Origin of the sequence: Rhodococcus sp. H-CA8f (genome assembly GCF_002501585.1) — a bacterium.
Taxonomy (GTDB): Bacteria; Actinomycetota; Actinomycetes; order Mycobacteriales; family Mycobacteriaceae; genus Rhodococcus_F; species Rhodococcus_F erythropolis.
This window is the reverse complement of the sequence record NZ_CP023720.1, coordinates 2561905-2575231: the sequence shown is the minus strand read 5'-3', so window position 1 is coordinate 2575231 and position 13327 is coordinate 2561905. Positions and strand designations below refer to the sequence as shown.

Genomic DNA, 13327 nt, shown 5'->3' with positions numbered 1-13327 from the left:
GAAAGACTTTGCAGAGGAATTACTTCGACTACTTGGGAGGGCTCATCGTGCCGAACCGAAGTATGACAAAAGATGATCCACTCGAAGACTTCGACCGTCGAACGATCACGATCGGCGCAGTGTCGAAGTCCGTGTACGTGGCCGGCACCGGTCCCGCAGTAATCGTCATGCCGGAAATGCCAGGCATCAGCCCCCATGTAGCGCGATTCGCCCGCTGGGTGCGCGACGCCGGTTTCACTGTCTTCGTTCCGTCACTGTTCGGGCGCGACGGAGCGGTCCCCACAGTGGACGAGGGGCTGACGGTGTTCAAGAGAGCCTGCGTCAGTGCGGAGTTCCGCGCCCTCGCTGTCGACGAACCGAGTCCGGCGGTCCGTTGGCTGCGTTCACTCGCCGCTTCGGCGCATGAGGAGTGCGGCGGTCCTGGCGTTGGCGTGATCGGGATGTGCTTCACCGGCAACTTCGCGTTGTCGATGATGCTCGAACCCTCGGTCATCGCGCCAGTTCTCGCCCAACCGTCGTTACCGCTCGATCGACCGGACGAAACCGACAGCGGGCCAGAAGAACTCGAAGCCGTGTGCTCGAGACTCGAGGCCGAAGACCTCACGGTGCTTGCATACCGGTTTCAAGGTGACCCGTTCTGCCGCGCACAGCGATTCGCGGCCTACTCGAAGGCCATGGGCGAGCGCTTTGTCGGGAAGGTATTGCCCGACGAAGCGGCCAACGCGACAACGTCACCATTCTTCGAACACGTCATTGCCAATCCACACAGCGTGGTGACGGCTCATCTCGTCGACGAGGCGGGATCGCCCACCACCGTCGCTCGAGACGAGATTCTGCAGTTCTTCCGCGAGCGGTTGCTCGCGGAACGAACCAGCGATCAGTGAAGCTTGGTCATCCAACCGTGGGTGTCGGCGAAGGTGCCGCGCTGAATGCCCGTGAGGGTGTCGCGCAGTGCCATCGTCACTTCACCCGGCTCGCCGTCGGCGATGGTGAACTCGCCCTCGGCGGACTTGACACGTCCGACGGGGGTGATGACTGCTGCTGTGCCGCAAGCGAAGACCTCGGTGATTTCACCGCTCTTGCACTTGGTGCGCCATTCGTCGGTGCTGATCTTGCGCTCCTCGACGGCGAAACCGGAATCGGCGGCAAGGGCGAGCAGCGAGTTGCGCGTGATGCCTGGCAGCAACGAACCGGACAGCGACGGCGTCACGAGGCGAGCGTCGGGGCCGGAGCCGAAGACGAAGAACAGGTTCATTCCACCCATTTCCTCGACGTACGTGCGCTCGATGGCGTCGAGCCAGACCACCTGGTCGCAACCCTCGTCGGCGGCTTGCGCCTGGGCGAGGAGCGAAGCGGCGTAGTTGCCGGCGAACTTGGCCGCGCCGGTACCGCCGGGGGCCGCGCGAACGTATTCGGTGGACAGCCACACACTGACCGGCTTGACGCCGCGCGGGAAGTACGCACCGGCGGGTGAGGCGATCAGCAGGTAGCGGTACTCGTCGGCGGGACGGACACCGAGTCCGGCTTCGGTGGAGAACATGAACGGACGAAGGTAGAGCGCGTCCTCACCGCCGGCTGCGGGAACCCACTCGAGATCGACGTCGATCAGTTCGGTGATGGAATCGATGAACATCTGCGACGGGAGCTCCGGCATGGCCAGACGGCGCGCAGATGCTGCGAAACGCTCGGCGTTGGCCTCGACGCGGAACGAGCTGATCTCGCCACCCGGCTGACGGTATGCCTTGAGGCCCTCGAAGATGGCCTGTCCGTAGTGCAAAACCATTGCGGCCGGATCGAGCTCGATGTTTCCGTACGGCAACACCTGGGCGTCGTGCCAGCCCTTGCCCGCGGTGTAGTCGATCGAGACCATGTGGTCGGTGAAGTGCCGCCCGAAGCCGGGCGCCGCCAAAATGTCACGGCGCTCGGCGTCGGACTTCGGGGACGAGCTCTGAACACGAACGAAATCGGCGGCACCTGTCATGGGCGCAATCCTATCGAACGTGAAAAAGCTCTCTACTTGGTGTTGGTCTCCACGAACGGAGGAGACACCACGACGCACCGAAGAGCACGACCACGGACGTCGACTTCGATCTCGTCGCCGGCCGAGACATTGGCACCGGAATCGAGGAGCGCCAACGCAATTCCCACTTTGAGCGAAGGCGAAAACGTCCCCGAGGTGGTCTCGCCGATTGCCTCGCCGTCACGCAGAACACCTAGGCCGGCACGAAGCACGCCGCGATCGAGAGCCTTGATCCCCCAGAGTTTGCGAGCCGGGCCGGCAGCCTTCTCGTCGGTCAAGGTCTCTTTGCCCCAGAATGTCGGCTTCTTCCAACCGATCGCCCATCCGCAGCGCGCTTCGAGCGGAGAAATCTCGAGCGAAAGCTCATGCCCGTGCAGCGGATAACCCATCTCGGTACGAAGAGTGTCACGGGCGCCGAGTCCGGCGGCCTGCCCACCCTCGGCGCGCACTGCCTCGAGAAGCGCACGGAACAACGGCTCGCTGTCCTCCCACCGCGGCAGGAGTTCGTAGCCGACCTCACCGGTGTAACCGCTGCGGCACACACGAACAGGCACGCCGTTCCATTCCGCATCTTCGTACGCCATGTACTCGATCTCGGTGGGAAGTCCCAGCGCCGTCAGAACCGCCACCGATTTCGGACCCTGCACAGCCAGCACACCGTAGGCACGATGCTGATCCTCGACGGTGATTCCGTCCGGTGCGAGGGCGACCATAGCCGCAACGACGTCCGCGGTATTGGCCGCGTTCGGGACGAGGAAGATCTCGTCGTCGCTGACGTAGTACGCGATGAGGTCGTCGATGACACCACCGGACTCGTTGCAGCACAACGTGTACTGAGCCTTACCCGGCCCGATCTTGTTCAGATCGTTGGTCAGTGCGGAGTTCACGAATTCCGCGGCGCCCGCGCCACGCACGACGGCCTTGCCGAGGTGACTGACGTCGAAGAGTCCGACATTCTCACGCACAGAGGTGTGTTCGGCCACGACGCCGGCGTACGAAACCGGCATCTGCCATCCCCCGAACGGCGCGAACGTCGCGCCGAGTTCGACGTGGACGGGGTGGATCGGGCCCTGCATCAGTTGTTCGTCGGTCATGGCCCACAACCTATCGGACTTCGCCGATCGAAACATGTCCGCAGCGAGAGCTCACCCGGCCGCGACGATCGCCCCGTCCGCAAACGGCAAAGGGCCTAACATCGACTCAGGCATCCGCCAGAACCGGACGCATCGCACACTCACCTCACAGGAGACACCTTGAGCACTCGCACAGCCCGATCGTTGGGACCCGACCTCGTTCTCGCCGGCACAGTCGCCAAGCGCGCAGAGATATTGGTCGTCGGTCTGACGTCGGGTCCGGACGGCCCCGAGATCGCACTCAGCGAAGGCATCGTCGCCGAAGACGTGCTCGCCGAGATCCTCGACAGCCTCATCGCCGTCGGCGCCACCGGCAAGCCCGAGCAGCTCACCCGCGTCCCGGCACCGAGCGCGCTGTCGGTCACCAGCGTCCTCGCCGTCGGACTCGGCTCCGCCGACAAGCTCGACAGTGAGCAGATCCGCAAGTCCGCGGGCGCTGCAGCGCGCTCACTGTCCGGCATCGACACCGTCGCAACCACGCTCTCGATCCTCGATCTCGGCGCAGCCGCCGAGGGATTTGCGTTGGGCGCGTACAGCTTCACCGAATTCAAGTCGTCCATGACGGCTCCCGGTCCTGATTCGCAGCCACTGGCCCGCGTCGAACTTCTGGTGCCCTCGCCGCGCACCAAGGAGACCAAGGCAACGCTGGCACGGTCGGCAGCGATCGCCGAGGCCGTCGCCACCGCACGCGAGTTCGTCAACACTCCCCCGAGCCACCTCTACCCCGCCGAGTTCGCCGCGCGCGCCAAGGCACTGGGCGTCGAGGCCGGGCTCACCGTCCAGGTGCTCGACGAGAAGGCACTCGAGAAGGGTGGCTACGGCGGAATCATCGGCGTCGGCAAGGGCTCGTCACGCCAGCCTCGTCTCGTCCGCCTCGAATACGCGTCGAAGAAGCGTGGCGCCCGCAAGGTCGCACTGGTGGGTAAGGGCATCACCTTCGACACCGGCGGAATCTCCATCAAGCCCGCCGCCGGGATGGAGAACATGACCTCGGACATGGGCGGCGCCGCAGCCGTCATCTCCACCGTCGTGCTTGCCGCCAAGCTCGGTCTGCCCGTCAACGTCGTCGCATACGTCCCGATGGCCGAGAACATGCCGTCCGCGACCGCCCAACGTCCCGGCGACGTGCTGACCCAGTACGGCGGAATCACCATCGAGGTCGTCAACACCGACGCCGAGGGCCGTTTGATCCTGGCCGACGCGATGGTTCGCGCGGGTGAGGACAACCCCGACTACATGATCGACACCGCAACCCTCACCGGTGCGCAGATGGTGGCGCTCGGCAACCGCACCCCCGGCGTCATGGGCACGGACGAGTTCCGTGACCGCGTCGCCTCCATCTCGCAGAGCGTCGGCGAGAACGGTTGGGCCATGCCGCTGCCCGAGGAACTGCGCGGAGATCTCGACTCCAAGGTCGCCGACATGGCCAATGTCACCCCGCACCGCTGGGGCGGCATGCTGGTCGCCGCTCACTACCTCAAGGAATTCGTTCCCGAGGGTGTCCAGTGGGCGCACATCGACGTCGCGGGTCCGGCGTACAACACGTCAGGGCCGTGGGGTTACACCGGCAAGGGCGGCACCGGCGTTCCGGTTCGCACGATGATCTCGGTCCTGGAGGACATCGCGGTCAACGGCTGACCACTTGCTGTGCGCCTTTATTAACCCCCCGCGGTTAATAAAGGCGCACAGCAGTTCAGGCGCCGTCGCGCAATTCCTGCTCTCGTGCCCGCTTGCGTTCGATTCGCTTACGCTCGTCATGATCACGCATACGCTGCGGATATCCCGTTTTTCTGACGTCGTAGACAGGGATCTTCAAGTCCTGTCCCAATTTGCGGGCACCACGCTCGCCGCCGACACGACGACGAGTCCACTCCCCGTCCTTCGCGACGAGGACAACGGTCACCTCGGTCACCGTCGTCTGCGGTTCCACATAGGCCTCGACGCCTTCGTGCGAGTGCGCCCAATTCGCCAGATGATCCGCATCACTCTGCGCTGCGGCCTGAGCCGCACTCGGCGGACGCTTGAAACGATCGAACAGTCCCACGGTCGTACCCTCCTCGGTACCGACGCCGCGGATGCACCCCGGCGATATGTCAAGTTTGCCAGGCGATGTCCGTTGTGCCTGCGCACGACATACCGTTTGGTCCGCTTACGACGTTACAGCCGGACCCCCAACGCATACCTACTCGCCAGTAGCCGACACACCCGAAACGGACGGCATCCCCCTCATCGGACACGCCCGGCGTATCAATGGAAAGATGAACGACGGTGACGCCGCGCCCGCGCGTCGACATCGGCAAAATAGCTACAAGTAGCCGCACGTCGCGCGCCACTCGAGCACAATGCATTACGACCACAAGTCGACAAAATTCAACAACCCGAACACAACTGTCGAGGAGTCAAAAGACATGGCCTTCTCCGTCCAGATGCCAGCCCTAGGTGAGAGCGTCACCGAGGGAACTGTCACACGGTGGCTCAAGCAGGAAGGAGACACGGTCGAAGTCGACGAACCCTTGCTCGAAGTCTCCACGGACAAGGTCGACACCGAGATTCCGTCTCCCGTCGCCGGCGTCCTGACCAAGATCGTCGCGCAGGAAGACGACACCGTGGAAATCGGTGGCGAGCTCGCCCAGATCGGTGAAGCCGGCGAAGCCGCAGCACCCGAGGCAGAGGCACCCGCCCCCGCCGCAGAGGAAGCTCCCGCCGAGGAAGCCCCGGCTGCCGAAGCTCCCGCCGAAGAAGCTCCCGCCGCCGAGGCACCCGCTGCTTCCGGCGGTTCCGCTGAAGGCACCGCCGTGACGATGCCCGCCCTCGGCGAATCCGTCACCGAAGGCACCGTCACCCGCTGGCTCAAGGCCGTCGGCGACGAGGTTGCCGTCGACGAGGCGCTGCTCGAAGTCTCGACCGACAAGGTCGACACCGAAATCCCGTCCCCCGTCGCCGGAATCCTGCTCGAGATCAATGCGCAGGAAGACGACACCGTCGAGATCGGTGGCCAGCTGGCCGTCGTCGGATCCGGCGCACCCGCCGCGGCTCCGGCACCCAAGGCCGCACCCGCAGCACCGGCCGCTCCGCCGGCACCCAAGGCTGAAGCACCCAAGGCAGAAGCACCGAAGGCTGAAGCACCCAAGGCCGAGGCACCCAAGCCTGCTGCCGCACCAGCCGCACCCGCTCCGAAGCCTGCTGCAGCTCCCGCACCGGCGGCCGCACCCGCAGCTTCCGGCGACAGCAGCCCGTACGTCACCCCGCTCGTGCGCAAGCTCGCCACGGACAACGGCGTCGACCTCGCGACCGTCACCGGCACCGGCGTCGGCGGCCGCATCCGCAAGCAGGATGTGCTCGCCGCTGCGGAGGCCAAGAAGGCTCCCGCCGCCGCTGCTCCTGCTGCAGCACCCGCGGCCGCACCGGCCGCCACCGCAGCCGCAGGCGTCCGACCGGAACTGGCACACCTGCGCGGAACCACGCAGAAGGCCAACCGTATTCGGCAGATCACGGCCACCAAGACGCGTGAATCGCTGCAGAACACCGCTCAGCTCACGCAGACCTTCGAGGTGGACGTCACCAAGATCGTCGCCCTGCGGGCCCGTGCCAAGGCCGGCTTCATCGAGCGCGAAGGCGTCAACCTGACGTTCCTTCCGTTCTTCGCCAAGGCAGTCGTCGAGGCGCTGAAGTCGCACCCGAACATCAACGCCAGTTACGACGAGGCTGCCAAGCAGATCACCTACTACGACGCTGAGCACCTCGGCATCGCAGTGGACACCGATCAGGGCTTGCTCTCCCCCGTCATCCACAACGCCGGCGATCTCGGCCTTGCCGGTTTGGCTCGCGCCATCGCCGACATCGCGAAGCGTGCACGCTCGGGTGGCCTGAAGCCGGACGAGCTCTCGGGTGGAACCTTCACCATCACCAACATCGGCAGCCAGGGCGCGCTGTTCGACACCCCGATCCTGGTACCGCCGCAGGCGGCCATGCTCGGAACCGGCGCGATCGTCAAGCGCCCGATGGTGGTCACCGACGAGAACGGCAACGAGTCCATCGGCGTTCGCTCGATGATCTACTTGCCGCTGACCTACGATCACCGTCTGGTCGACGGCGCCGACGCCGGCCGATTCCTCACCACTGTGAAGCAGCGGTTGGAAGAAGCCTCGTTCGAAGCTGATCTGGGCCTGTAAGCAACTGCTCGGCCGGCCGGGGCGTCATCTCCATCAGGAGGTGGCGCCCCGGCTTTTTCAGTACGGTCGGATATACACGGTCGGATATCGAAGCAGGCTGAATCGAAGGAGGCTTTCCGAATGCGAGTAGTCATCGCCGGCTCGTCCGGTTTGATCGGAACGGCCTTGGTGTCATCGTTGCGCTCCGACAACCACGACGTCGTACGTCTCGTGCGACGCTCGACCGCTGGACCCGACGAATCGCGTTGGGACCCGGACCAGGACCGTCTGGACCTCTCCGTCCTACAGGGCGCTGACGCCGTCGTGAACCTCTGCGGCGTCGGCATCGGCGACAAACGGTGGTCGGGTTCCTACAAGCAGGCGATCCGTGACAGCCGCATCGTCGCGACCGATGTCCTGGCCGAAGCTGTCGCAAGTCAGAAGGTTCCCGTACTCGCCAACGCGAGCGCCGTCGGCTACTACGGCGACACCGGCGACAAGATCGTCGACGAGGATTCGCCGGCAGGCACCGACTTTCTCGCCACGACGTGTCGCGATTGGGAAATTGCCACCGAGCCCGCACGCAAGGCGGGAGCCCGCGTGGTCAATCTGCGCTCGGGCGTCGTGATTTCACCCCACGGCGGCATGCTCGGTCGGCTTCGGCGCCTTTATTCGTTCGGTCTCGGTGGGCGATTGGGCAACGGTCGCCAGTACTTTCCGTGGATCTCACTCGAGGACGAGTGCGACGCGATCAAGTTCGCGCTCACGAATTCCGAAATCTCCGGTCCCGTCAACCTGACCGGTCCGGCACCTGTCACCAACGCCCAGTTCAACGACGCATTGTCCCGTGCGGTCCACCGACCGGCTCCCTGGATCGTTCCCGGGTTCGCACTCGAAGCGTTGATCGGAGAATTCGCCAAGAGTGGCATCCTCGGTGGCCAGCGCGCCATTCCCGCGGCCTTGGAAAAGGCGGGATTCTCCTTCCGCCACAACACGATCGGCGAAGCGCTGGCGGCCGCACTCGGATGATTCCGAAGTCGGGCGTAATCTCTACGTCCATGAGCAGCGCTGACGTTTCCGCCCGGTTCTCGAAACTGCCGATCACCGTCGAGCAACTCGGTTTGACTGACTACAACGCCGCGTGGGACCGCCAGCGTGAGCTCGCGGCAGCGCGGGCAGACGACATCGGACCGGACACGCTACTGCTCCTCGAACACCCGCCGGTGTACACGGCAGGACGACGCACGGAACCCGAAGACCGTCCCGTCGACGGCACACCTGTCATCGACGTCGACCGCGGCGGGAAGATCACCTGGCACGGCCCCGGCCAGCTGGTCGGATATCCGATCGTGAAACTGGCCGAGCCGATCGACGTGGTGCGGTATGTCCGACGCATCGAGGAAGCACTGATCACGGTGTGCACGGACCTCGGGCTGAATTGCGGGCGCATCGACGGCCGCTCCGGCGTCTGGCTGCCCGCCGAACTCGCAAACGGGCAATGGAAGCCCGAGCGCAAGGTTTCTGCCATCGGCGTGCGCGTCCAACGGGGCGTGGCACTGCACGGCTTCTCCCTGAACTGCAATTCGGTCCTGACCGGATTCGACAACATCATTCCCTGCGGCATCCGTGACGCCGGGGTGACGACGCTGTCGGACGAACTCGGTCGCGACGTCACCGTGGACGAAGTCACTCCCGCTGTGACCGAGGCAGTGATCGCTGCTCTCGACGGAACCATGCCCGTCACCGAACGGAACGTCGAGCGCGTCACCTTCGAAAGCGCCTCGCCTACTCCGACTTTTACTACCGTTCAGTACAGCTGACGGGCTCGCCCGAACCCCGTTGCAGTAATCACCGGGCGTAGGATCACTGTCGTGACTATCGCCCCAGAAGGACGTAAGCTGCTCCGTCTCGAGATCCGAAACGCGGAGACGCCCATCGAACGCAAACCCAACTGGATCAAGACCCGCGCAAAGATGGGCCCCGAGTACACGGAGCTCAAGGGCCTGGTCAAGCGTGAAGGTTTGCACACCGTCTGCGAGGAAGCAGGCTGCCCCAACATCTACGAGTGCTGGGAAGACCGCGAAGCCACATTCCTGATCGGCGGCGAGCAGTGCACACGCCGCTGCGACTTCTGCCAGATCGACACCGGCAAGCCCGAAGCCCTCGACCGCGACGAGCCCCGTCGCGTCGCGGAAAGCGTTCAGGCCATGGGGCTTCGGTACTCCACGATCACCGGCGTCGCCCGCGACGACCTCCCCGACGGCGGCGCCTGGCTCTATGCCGAGACCGTCCGCAAGATCCACGAACTCAACCCGGGCACCGGCGTCGAGAACCTGGTTCCGGACTTCAACGGCAAGCCGGAACTGCTCGACGAGGTCTTCGCCTCACGCCCCGAGGTGCTCGCACACAACCTCGAGACCGTCCCCCGCATCTTCAAGCGGATCCGTCCGGCATTCCGGTACCAGCGCAGCCTCGACGTCATCACCGCAGCACGCGACTACGGACTGGTCACCAAGTCCAACCTGATCCTCGGTATGGGCGAAACCCCTGAAGAGGTCACCGAGGCGATGGCAGATCTCCACGCCGCCGGTTGCGACATCCTCACCATCACCCAGTACCTGCGCCCCTCGCCCCGGCACCACCCCGTCGAGCGGTGGGTCAAGCCCGAGGAGTTCGTCGCACACTCCAAGGCTGCAGAAGAGATGGGCTTCGCCGGCGTCATGGCCGGTCCGTTGGTTCGCTCGTCGTACCGCGCCGGCCGCCTGTATGCGCAGGCCATGGCACATCACGGCCGTGAACTTCCCGAGGCGCAGCGTCATCTGACCGAGGGCGGAGACGCTTCCCAGGAAGCCAGCTCACTCATGGCGCGCCTGAATCGCTGATCCACTTTTTGCTGTGCGCCTTTATTAACCGCGGGCGGTTAGTAAAGGCGCACAGCAATGGACGTATCCTGGGTACATGGCGAACGGCAGCAAATCCGGTAAGGGCAAACCCACCAAAGAGGCAAAGGCTGCAGCGAAGGCTGCCCGCAAGCAGGCTTCCAAGGAACGTAGAACTCAGCTCTGGCAGGCATTCCAGATGCAGCGCAAGGACGACAAGCTCCTCCTTCCGCTGATGATCGGCACCCTCGTCGGTGCTGCTCTGGTCTTCTTCCTGGTCGGTCTCATCTGGGGCCTTCAGTGGTTCCTGCTGCCGATCGGCATCGTTCTCGGTCTCCTCGGCGCCTTCATCATCTTCGGTCGCCGCGTCCAGAAATCGGTGTACAAGAAGGCTGAAGGCCAGGCCGGTGCCGCTGCGTGGGCACTCGACAACATGCAGGGCGCGTGGCGCGTCACGAATGCCGTCGCCGGCACCACCCAGCTCGACGCCGTTCACCGCGTCGTCGGACGGCCGGGTGTCATCCTCGTCGCCGAGGGTTCGCCGCAACGCGTCAAGGGCCTCCTCGCGCAGGAGAAGAAGAAGACTGCCCGCCTCATCGGCGACACCCCGATCTACGACATCATCATCGGCAACGACGAGGGCCAGGTTCCGCTCTCGCAGCTCCAGCGCTACTTGAACAAGTTGCCCCGCAACATCGACACCAAGCGCATGGACAACATCGAAGGGCGCCTCGCTGCGCTCAGCGCACGCGGCGGCGGAGCAGCGCTTCCCAAGGGCCCGATGCCCGGAGGCGCGAAGATGAAGGGAATGCAGCGAACCATTCGTCGTCGCTGACACTCCCCCACAGCAAAACGAAAGACCCGGGCCCATACGGACCCGGGTCTTTCTTCGTTCGAGAAGTTTGTGTCAGCGCGACTTCACGAGCAAAGTGCCGGTCGCGCGGTCCTGCATACCGCGACCGTCGATGTCGGTGATGGTCGCGGGAATGACGAACACCAACAGCGCCTGACGCCCCAACGCGCGCACGAAGCCCACTCGGATCGGGCCTTCGATTCGCGCAACCTGAAGTCCGAGGACGAACTGCCCCGGGGTGAAGTTGAACAGCGCCACGGTGACGACACCGACGGCGAACCACACCATCAGTGTGACCGTCGAGGTCATACCGTCGAAGAAGTCTCCGGTGATGAGCGAGGCCACTCCCACGGCCATGACCCAATCCACCAACAGTGCGGCGATACGACGGCCCGAACCGACCAGCGAACCCGGCCCCTCCTGAGGGAAACCGAGGAACTCGCCACGGTACGACTGCTCACGGCCGTCCGTGCTCTTCGGCAAAGCTGCTTGCGGCCCAGAGAGCCAAGTTCCGGTGATACGTGCCATGCTGTCCAGGATAGGCGTCGCAGCACCGTAGTCCAGATTTGCCGGGTTTTAACTGTGTGGCCGGTCACATGGACTTCGGAAAACCCCAGGATGCTGCGACGCGTAACACTGCCGAAACAAAGGGTTGACGAGCGGGCAACACCAGCTCCCTACCGTCTGCCTCGACGGATTCAACCGACATCACTTGGCTGAAGCGACTTAAGGAGCACAAGCGTGGCGTTCACCACGGCCGAAGAGGTCATCAAGTACATCGCGGACGAGAACATCGAGTACGTCGACATTCGGTTCAGCGACCTGCCCGGCGTCCAGCAGCACTTCTCGATCCCGGCGTCTGCTTTCAACCAGGACGTATTCGAGGACGGCCTCGCATTCGACGGATCTTCGGTCCGCGGATTCCAGTCGATCCACGAGTCCGACATGATGTTGCTTCCCGACGTCACCACGGCGCAGATCGACCCCTTCCGCAAGGCGAAGACCCTCAACATCAACTTCTTCGTGCACGACCCGTTCACCCGTGAGTCCTACAGCCGCGACCCGCGCAACGTTGCCCGCAAGGCCGAGGAGTACTTGGTCAGCACCGGCATCGCGGACACCGCATTCTTCGGCGCCGAGGCCGAGTTCTACATCTTCGACTCGGTTCGTTACGACTCCGGCATGAACTCCGCGTTCTACGAGCTGGATTCGGTTTCCGGTTCCTGGAACACCGGCGCTGAGACCAACGCCGACGGCTCCCCCAACCTCGGCTACAAGGTTCGCGCCAAGGGTGGCTACTTCCCCGTCGCTCCGTACGACCACTACGTGGACCTGCGCGACGAAATCTCCACCAACCTGACCAACGCGGGCTTCGAGCTCGAGCGCGGCCATCACGAGGTCGGTACCGGCGGACAGCAGGAGATCAACTACAAGTTCAACACGCTGCTCGCAGCGGCTGACGACCTGCAGCTGTTCAAGTACATCGTCAAGAACACCTGCTGGCAGCACGGCAAGTCCGCGACCTTCATGCCGAAGCCGCTCTTCGGTGACAACGGCTCGGGCATGCACGTCCACCAGTCCCTGTGGAAGGACGGCAAGCCCCTCTTCCACGACGAGTCCGGCTACGCAGGCCTCTCGGACATGGCTCGCCACTACATCGGCGGCATCCTGCACCACGCTCCGTCGCTGTTGGCCTTCACCAACCCGACGATCAACTCGTACCACCGTCTGGTGCCGGGCTACGAAGCCCCCATCAACCTCGTGTACAGCCAGCGCAACCGCTCGGCAGCTGTCCGTATCCCGATCACGGGCAACAACCCGAAGGCAAAGCGTCTCGAGTTCCGCGCACCCGACTCCTCGGGTAACCCGTACCTCAACTTCGCTGCACAGATGATGGCCGGCCTGGACGGCATCAAGAACAAGATCGAGCCGATGGCTCCGGTCGACAAGGACCTCTACGAGCTTCCCCCGGAGGAGGCTCGCAACATCCCGCAGGCTCCGACCAGCCTCGAGACGGTCATCAACCGCCTCGAAGCCGATCACGAGTACCTGACCGAGGGTGGCGTCTTCACCACCGACCTGATCGAGACCTGGATCTCGCTCAAGCGCGAGCAGGAAATCGCTCCGGTCAACCTGCGTCCGCACCCGTACGAGTTCGAGCTCTACTACGACGTGTGATCCGCATCCTGACGTAAGTCAGACCTGCGAGTACCGAGTCCACCCGTCCCGCTTCTGCGGGGCGGGTGGACTTGTTTCGGTCCGAGGGAAACCCCTCGGACAGATGATGACCG

General features: G+C 64.3%; 12 protein-coding genes. 8 read left to right on the top strand and 4 right to left on the bottom strand.

Features of this window, described 5'->3' with window-relative positions; all coding sequences use genetic code 11:
• The first annotated feature begins 47 nt into the window (after positions 1-47).
• On the top strand, positions 48-884 hold the full coding sequence (locus CPI83_RS12210) for a dienelactone hydrolase family protein (RefSeq protein WP_232816914.1): 837 nt from the start codon (positions 48-50) through the stop codon (positions 882-884).
• Here CPI83_RS12210 and CPI83_RS12205 read toward each other — a convergent pair.
• Positions 878-1981 (bottom strand): branched-chain amino acid aminotransferase, encoded by a 1104-nt coding sequence (locus tag CPI83_RS12205; protein ID WP_097387265.1) that lies wholly within the window; start codon positions 1979-1981, stop codon positions 878-880. The two genes, CPI83_RS12210 and CPI83_RS12205, sit on opposite strands and share 7 nt — an antisense overlap.
• Before the next feature lie 32 nt (positions 1982-2013).
• Positions 2014-3114, bottom strand: coding sequence for a glycine cleavage system aminomethyltransferase GcvT (gcvT, locus tag CPI83_RS12200; protein WP_097387264.1), 1101 nt, complete (start codon positions 3112-3114; stop codon positions 2014-2016).
• A gap of 159 nt (positions 3115-3273) precedes the next feature.
• On the opposite strand from gcvT, the gene CPI83_RS12195 reads away from it, so the two are divergent.
• The gene (locus CPI83_RS12195) at positions 3274-4791 is read left to right on the top strand and encodes a leucyl aminopeptidase (RefSeq protein WP_020908114.1); all 1518 of its coding nucleotides are present in this window, start codon (positions 3274-3276) and stop codon (positions 4789-4791) included.
• Between the two features lie 55 nt (positions 4792-4846).
• On the opposite strand, the gene CPI83_RS12190 is transcribed toward CPI83_RS12195, so the two are convergent.
• Entirely contained in the window at positions 4847-5197 is a 351-nt protein-coding gene (locus CPI83_RS12190; RefSeq protein ID WP_003941713.1) for a hypothetical protein, read from the bottom strand.
• Positions 5198-5561: 364 nt separating this feature from the next.
• Here CPI83_RS12190 and sucB point away from each other — a divergent pair, with 364 nt between their 5' ends.
• From sucB to CPI83_RS12165, 5 genes are all read left to right on the top strand, one after another.
• Positions 5562-7325: a 2-oxoglutarate dehydrogenase, E2 component, dihydrolipoamide succinyltransferase gene (gene sucB / locus CPI83_RS12185; protein ID WP_097388178.1), complete on the top strand. Its 1764-nt coding sequence runs from the start codon at positions 5562-5564 to the stop codon at positions 7323-7325.
• A 120-nt stretch (positions 7326-7445) separates the two neighbouring features.
• Positions 7446-8333 carry a TIGR01777 family oxidoreductase gene (locus CPI83_RS12180; protein WP_097387263.1) on the top strand — a complete coding sequence of 296 codons (888 nt, stop codon included), beginning with the start codon at positions 7446-7448 and terminating at the stop codon, positions 8331-8333.
• A 29-nt stretch (positions 8334-8362) separates the two neighbouring features.
• Complete coding sequence (gene lipB / locus CPI83_RS12175) at positions 8363-9124, top strand: lipoyl(octanoyl) transferase LipB (RefSeq protein ID WP_042952174.1); 762 nt, start codon at positions 8363-8365, stop codon at positions 9122-9124.
• A 51-nt stretch (positions 9125-9175) separates the two neighbouring features.
• Positions 9176-10186 carry a lipoyl synthase gene (gene lipA, locus CPI83_RS12170; protein WP_003941610.1) on the top strand — a complete coding sequence of 337 codons (1011 nt, stop codon included), beginning with the start codon at positions 9176-9178 and terminating at the stop codon, positions 10184-10186.
• A gap of 76 nt (positions 10187-10262) precedes the next feature.
• The gene (locus CPI83_RS12165) at positions 10263-11018 is read left to right on the top strand and encodes a DUF4191 domain-containing protein (RefSeq protein ID WP_003941625.1); all 756 of its coding nucleotides are present in this window, start codon (positions 10263-10265) and stop codon (positions 11016-11018) included.
• Positions 11019-11090: 72 nt separating this feature from the next.
• Here the strand turns inward: CPI83_RS12165 and CPI83_RS12160 are convergent, their stop codons facing one another.
• The gene (locus CPI83_RS12160) at positions 11091-11564 is read right to left on the bottom strand and encodes an RDD family protein (RefSeq protein WP_019748923.1); all 474 of its coding nucleotides are present in this window, start codon (positions 11562-11564) and stop codon (positions 11091-11093) included.
• 213 nt (positions 11565-11777) lie between these two features.
• On the opposite strand from CPI83_RS12160, the gene glnA reads away from it, so the two are divergent.
• A complete protein-coding gene (gene glnA / locus CPI83_RS12155) occupies positions 11778-13214 on the top strand; it encodes a type I glutamate--ammonia ligase (protein WP_021344608.1) in 1437 nt (478 codons plus the stop codon).
• The last annotated feature ends 113 nt before the right edge of the window (positions 13215-13327 follow it).

Coding starts and splice junctions, on each gene's coding strand:
- CPI83_RS12205 (WP_097387265.1), bottom strand. CDS start 1,981: ATGACAGGTGCCGCCGATTTCGTTCGTGTTCAGAGCTCGTCCCCGAAG.
- gcvT (WP_097387264.1), bottom strand. CDS start 3,114: ATGACCGACGAACAACTGATGCAGGGCCCGATCCACCCCGTCCACGTC.
- sucB (WP_097388178.1), top strand. CDS start 5,562: ATGGCCTTCTCCGTCCAGATGCCAGCCCTAGGTGAGAGCGTCACCGAG.
- CPI83_RS12180 (WP_097387263.1), top strand. CDS start 7,446: ATGCGAGTAGTCATCGCCGGCTCGTCCGGTTTGATCGGAACGGCCTTG.
- lipB (WP_042952174.1), top strand. CDS start 8,363: ATGAGCAGCGCTGACGTTTCCGCCCGGTTCTCGAAACTGCCGATCACC.
- CPI83_RS12165 (WP_003941625.1), top strand. CDS start 10,263: ATGGCGAACGGCAGCAAATCCGGTAAGGGCAAACCCACCAAAGAGGCA.
- CPI83_RS12160 (WP_019748923.1), bottom strand. CDS start 11,564: ATGGCACGTATCACCGGAACTTGGCTCTCTGGGCCGCAAGCAGCTTTG.